This is a genomic window from Thermovirga sp., from assembly GCA_012523215.1.
GTDB lineage: Bacteria > Synergistota > Synergistia > Synergistales > Thermovirgaceae > 58-81.
In genome coordinates, this window is record JAAYIZ010000264.1 from 1 (window position 1) to 4,903 (window position 4,903).

The following is a 4,903-nucleotide window of genomic DNA, read 5'->3' on the forward strand; positions in this document are numbered from 1 at the left end:
CCAGGTTCAACCATTGACCCTTTTCCACCTCGCCCATCCCGTGGACTCCATGGGCCAACAGGGGTTCCGCCATTTCCAAGCCAAGGAGCCCGCAGGATGTCCTGAAAGAGAAGAGCATTCCCTGGAAAACATCGGGTTTGTCATCGCCGGCCGAGGCCACCAGGAGCGCCCTCTTATCCTTGAGATCCCAGCGGGCCTCTTTCTGAACGAAGGGAAGGAACCGGTCCCAGACCGGTTTCATCTGGGAACTCCACGAGTACCAGTAAAGAGGAGAGGCGAAGACCAGGAGGTCGGCCTCCCTGACTTTTTCGTAGACCTTCTCCATATCGTCGTCAATTACGCAGGGCCTTCCTCCGGACCAGCACCTCCTGCAGTCGGTGCAGCCCGAAAGGCTCAAACCCTGGAGGCGGATGACATCGAAAGCAGCGCCATTTTTCGCTGCCCCGTCAAGCACCTTTCGCGCCAAGGTCTCGCTGTTGCCCTCCTTGCGGGGACTCCCCAGGATTCCGAGGACCTTTTTCATGATGAAACCTCCTCATAAAAATATCTGAACTCGTCATAGATCCTCCCGATCTCTTCCCTGACCTTTTCTTTCACCGGGAGCAGGGGCGCCCTGACGGGGCCCCCGTAAAGGCCCGCATGATCCATGGCGGCCTTCAGCCCGGGTACGCCGTATCTTTTCGTGACCGCCTGGTTGATCTCGATGAGGGCGAGCTGCAAAGATCTTGAACGGTCGATGTCGCCCTTCCTGAAGCCGATAAGGATGTCGACGCAGGCGTCGGCAAAGAGGTTGGCCACGCCCATGGTTCCTCCCGAACACCCCACGGCGATGGAGGGAAGGAAAAAGCTTCCGGAGCCAGCCAAAACACCAAAATTATCGGGGGTATCCCGGCAAAGGGTGGCAATCTGCACGATATCGCCGGAACTGTCCTTTATCCCGATGATGTTGGGGTGCCCCGAAAGGGCGGTGACGATATCGGGAGCAAGGTTGAACCCGGTGTTGGCGGGCATGTTGTAAAGCACGACGGGTATACCGATCGAATCGGCAAGGGTCATGAAGTAGGCCAGGAGGGACTCCCTGGAGTTCTGTCCCTTGTAGTAGTGGGGCGGCAATAGGAGGACGCCGTCGCACCCGGCCCTGGCGGCTTCCAGCCCCAGGTTGAGGCTTTCCTTCGTTGAGGGGCAATGGATTCCCGCGATCACCTTGAGTTTTCCCCGGGAAAGATCCACGCAGGCGCCGAAGAGTGCGACCCTCTCGCCGAAGGCCAGAAGCGGCCACTCCCCGTTGGAACCGCTGACGACGATGCCGTCAATGCGCGTGGACAGCCAGTGTTTGAAGTTCAGGGAAAACGCTTCCAGGTCGAGGTCCCCATCTCCATTGAAGGGTGTGGGTATTGGCGCGTAGATCCCTTCCAGTTTCAAGGCGGCACTTCCTTTCCCAAAAATTTCGCTTCCGACAGGTCTCCATTATAATGGAACCGCAGGCCTATTCCCCATGATTTCGGAGGTCGGCGCTATGGAGGACCTTAGAGTCGGTACCTGTTCCTGGACCGATCGATCGCTCGTTGGCAGCGGATGGTACCCGGATAATGCCAGGGACCCCTATTCAAGGCTTCGACACTACGCGAACTTTTTCGATACCGTCGAGGTCGATAGCACCTTCTACGCCATCCCCGGCGAGGAGGTTTTCTACCAGTGGGCCGCCAGAACGACGCCGGGTTTTCTTTTCAACATAAAGGCCTTCGGCCTTTTCACTTTTCACACTCTCTCCGTAACGGCCCTTCCCCGAGAACTAATGCCCCCCGGCATCTCCAAAGGTTCCAGGTTGCGGATCTGGGAGATCCCGAAGGATGCCCGCATAGCGCTCTGGGATAGATTCATCTCCCGCGTTCTCGTGCTCAACAGCCTGAACAGGTTGGGTTACCTGCTCTTTCAATTCCCCCCCTGGATCGTCTTTTCCGAAAGAAACCTCAACTGGTTCAAAAGGATTGCGAAACTGGCCTCACCGGCCAGGGTGGCCATCGAGATCAGGCACCGATCATGGCTTGAGAAAGGCAACCGCGAGAGGTTCCTCGATCTTCTGAGGGACCAGAATATGGCTTTCACCGCCGTGGATGAACCCAGCCTGGAATGGACCGTTCCGCCCGAATGGCACATCACCGCCACCTGGGGGACAGTGTTGAGGTTTCATGGAAGGAACGCTCCAGCGTGGAACAAAAGAGATGCCAAAGTGGCGGAGCGATTCAACTACCTGTACGATATAACGGAACTGGCCCCCTTCAGCGAGAAAGCGAAGGTTTTTGCGAAGGACGTGGGCAGAGTTTTCCTCATGTTCAACAACTGCTTTCGGGATAACGCTGTAAGGAACGCTCTCGAGATGAGGGCTCTCCTTGGAGTTGACGTCGGTGATCGAGGGCAGGAGATGCTGAATCTCTGGGACATGTCACCGGGCAAATCCGCGGCGGCTGGTTCCAAAAACAGCAAAACCCCACGGGGAACCCGGGAATAGAAAAATATGGACAGGAGAGGGTGTTCTCCCTATGCGAGATGTGCAGAGCGAGCGAGATATGCGGAACATCCCCATCGACAGCGTGGGAGTGACAGGCTTGGCCTACCCCATAGAGGTTAGGGACCGAAACGAGAAAACCCAGCACACCGTGGCCATGGTGGAGATGTCCGTCTCCCTTCCCAGGGACTACAGGGGGACCCATATGAGTCGATTCATCGAGATCCTGAATTCCTGCAACGGTCATGTGACCCTGCAAAACCTGGAGCACATAGCATCAAACCTGAAAAGGCACCTCGACGCCGAAAAGGCGGAATTGAAGTTCAACTTCCCTTACTTCGTCATGAGAAAAGCGCCCGTTAGCGGCGCACCCAGCTTCACCCGTTACGATGTCGCCTTTTGGGCATCCCGCGGAGAGGAGTTCGACTTCACCCTTACGGTGACGGTGCCGGTGAACACCCTATGCCCCTGCTCGAAGGAGATTTCGGAAAGGGGAGCTCACAACCAACGGGCGGAGGTGACGATCACGGTACGGATGGACCACCTGGTCTGGATAGAGGAGTTGGTCGATATCGTCGAAGAAAGCGCTTCTTCGCCCGTTTTCACGCTTTTAAAGAGGGAGGACGAGAAATACGTCACCGAGAGGGCCTACGATAACCCCAGGTTCGTGGTGGACGTGGTCAGAGAGGTGGCGGTGCGCTTGGATGATGACCCCCGGGTCCTCTGGTATTCTGTGAGGGTGGTGAGCTACGAGAGCATCCATGCCCACGAGGCTTTCGCCAGCCTCACCAGGGATAAACGCCCCTGAAATTGCCGATGGCCGGTCGAAGCATGAGAGTACTCTTTTTCCCCGATACTTTCGAAAAACTTCGGGGCATCGTCGGGCCACTCCTGGAGGGTCATTATATAGATGTGGCCGACCTGTCCAACCTGATGGATCGTGTCAGGAAGGCGGATGTGCTCGTTTGCGGTCCCCTGGATGTGGATGAGGTTCTTCTCAGGGAAGCCCCGAAGCTCAGGCTTGTCCACCAATGGGGAGTGGGAGTCGACAGGATCGACATTGATGCCTGCAAAAGAAGGGGCATAGCCGTTTGTAATGTGCCATCGGGAGGCACTGGAAATGCCGAGGGTGTCGCCGAGATAGCCCTGATGCATATGCTCCTGCACTCGAGGAGGTACGTCCGGTGCCGGGAGAACATCCGAAAGAGAAGGCTCTTTTCCCCCCAGGGCGTTTCCTTGTGGAAAAAGAGGGCCTGCGTGATTGGGTTGGGGAACGTAGGCCGGGCTATCGTATCCAGGCTCAAGGGGATGGGCATGGAGGTCAGGGGAGTGAATAGGACCGAAAGGGAGGCTTTCAGACTCCTGGAGCTCGACGGTTTCTTTCGACTGGACCGTGCGAGGGAGGCCCTTCCTGGTTGCCGGTTTATCGTGCTTTCCCTGGAACTCAACGAAGAGACCAGGGGGATCGCCGGCGATGCTTTTTTCAAGGCCCTGGACCCCGGTTCCTTCCTGGTCAATGTCGGCAGGGCCGAACTGGTATCTCGGACGGTTCTGGAAGAATCCCTGGCGAGGGGGCATCTTGCAGGCGTCGGGCTCGATGTTTTCTGGGATGAACCCGCTGACCCCGAAGATCCTCTCCTGGCCAACCCTCTTGTAACCCTTACGCCCCACGTCGGGGGGGTCACCGACGAGGCCCTGGTGGGTGTCGCCCGGACCGTGGCGGAGAACATTTCACGCCTGGAAAGGGGCTCGGACCTTTTGAACCGACTGGACCGTGAAAATTGAAGGAACGAAAGCGCCTGATCCCGACGGAATGTGAACGAGGTGGGACGAAGGCCGTCCTTTTCGATTTTGACATGACCCTGGTGGACAGCAGTACAGGCATTACGTACTGTCTGAATAGGCTGGCGGGTTCCTTCGGGCTGGCCGAGGTGACCAGGGAGGAAGTGGTCCGGACCATCGGGCATCCCATGGATCGGGCCATGGATATGTTATGGGGCCATTATGATCCCGCGTGGATGATTTATTACCGAGAACAGCTGGTTCCCCTGGAGTACGAAAGGATAACACCCTTCTCCGGGACGCGGGAGGTCCTGTCCAACCTTCGTGATGAGGACCTTTCCCTTGGGGTCGTTTCGAACAGGAAGAGGCTGATTCCGGCCGTAGAGTGTGCAGGGTTAAAAGAGTACTTTCTTTCTGTCATCGGCATGGAAGATGTAAAAAATCCCAAACCACACCCGGAGTCGATCCTGCTATCCCTGGGGGTCCTCGGGAGCGTGGCCGGGGAAGCCATTCTGGTGGGTGATTCCGAGATAGACGCGCTGGCCGCGAGAAGGGCCGGTGTCGGGTTTATCGGATTGGCCACCGGAGGGACCAGTCGTGAAGTACTTTGGGGCG

General features: G+C 57.3%; 6 protein-coding genes. 4 read left to right on the forward strand and 2 right to left on the reverse strand.

All coding sequences use genetic code 11. The features are described from left to right. The coding region (locus GX108_07205) for a flavodoxin family protein (protein ID NLO56818.1) at window positions 1-523 on the reverse strand (523 nt) is incomplete at its 3' end. Continuing rightward, complete coding sequence (locus GX108_07210; protein ID NLO56819.1) at window positions 520-1,422, reverse strand: dihydrodipicolinate synthase family protein; 903 nt, start codon at window positions 1,420-1,422, stop codon at window positions 520-522. The genes GX108_07210 and GX108_07205, both read right to left, overlap by 4 nt. A 94-nt stretch (window positions 1,423-1,516) precedes the next feature. Here GX108_07210 and GX108_07215 point away from each other — a divergent pair, with 94 nt between their 5' ends. The 4 genes from GX108_07215 to GX108_07230 all read left to right on the forward strand — a co-directional run. Continuing rightward, a complete protein-coding gene (locus GX108_07215; protein NLO56820.1) occupies window positions 1,517-2,509 on the forward strand; it encodes a DUF72 domain-containing protein in 993 nt (330 codons plus the stop codon). Between the two features lie 31 nt (window positions 2,510-2,540). Further along, on the forward strand, window positions 2,541-3,314 hold the full coding sequence (locus tag GX108_07220; protein NLO56821.1) for a GTP cyclohydrolase I FolE2: 774 nt from the start codon (window positions 2,541-2,543) through the stop codon (window positions 3,312-3,314). Between the two features lie 23 nt (window positions 3,315-3,337). Continuing rightward, the gene (locus GX108_07225; GenBank protein NLO56822.1) at window positions 3,338-4,291 is read left to right on the forward strand and encodes a glyoxylate reductase; all 954 of its coding nucleotides are present in this window, start codon (window positions 3,338-3,340) and stop codon (window positions 4,289-4,291) included. Continuing rightward, a partial coding sequence (locus tag GX108_07230; GenBank protein NLO56823.1) for an HAD family hydrolase occupies window positions 4,288-4,903 on the forward strand: 616 nt, incomplete at its 3' end. The genes GX108_07225 and GX108_07230, both read left to right, overlap by 4 nt.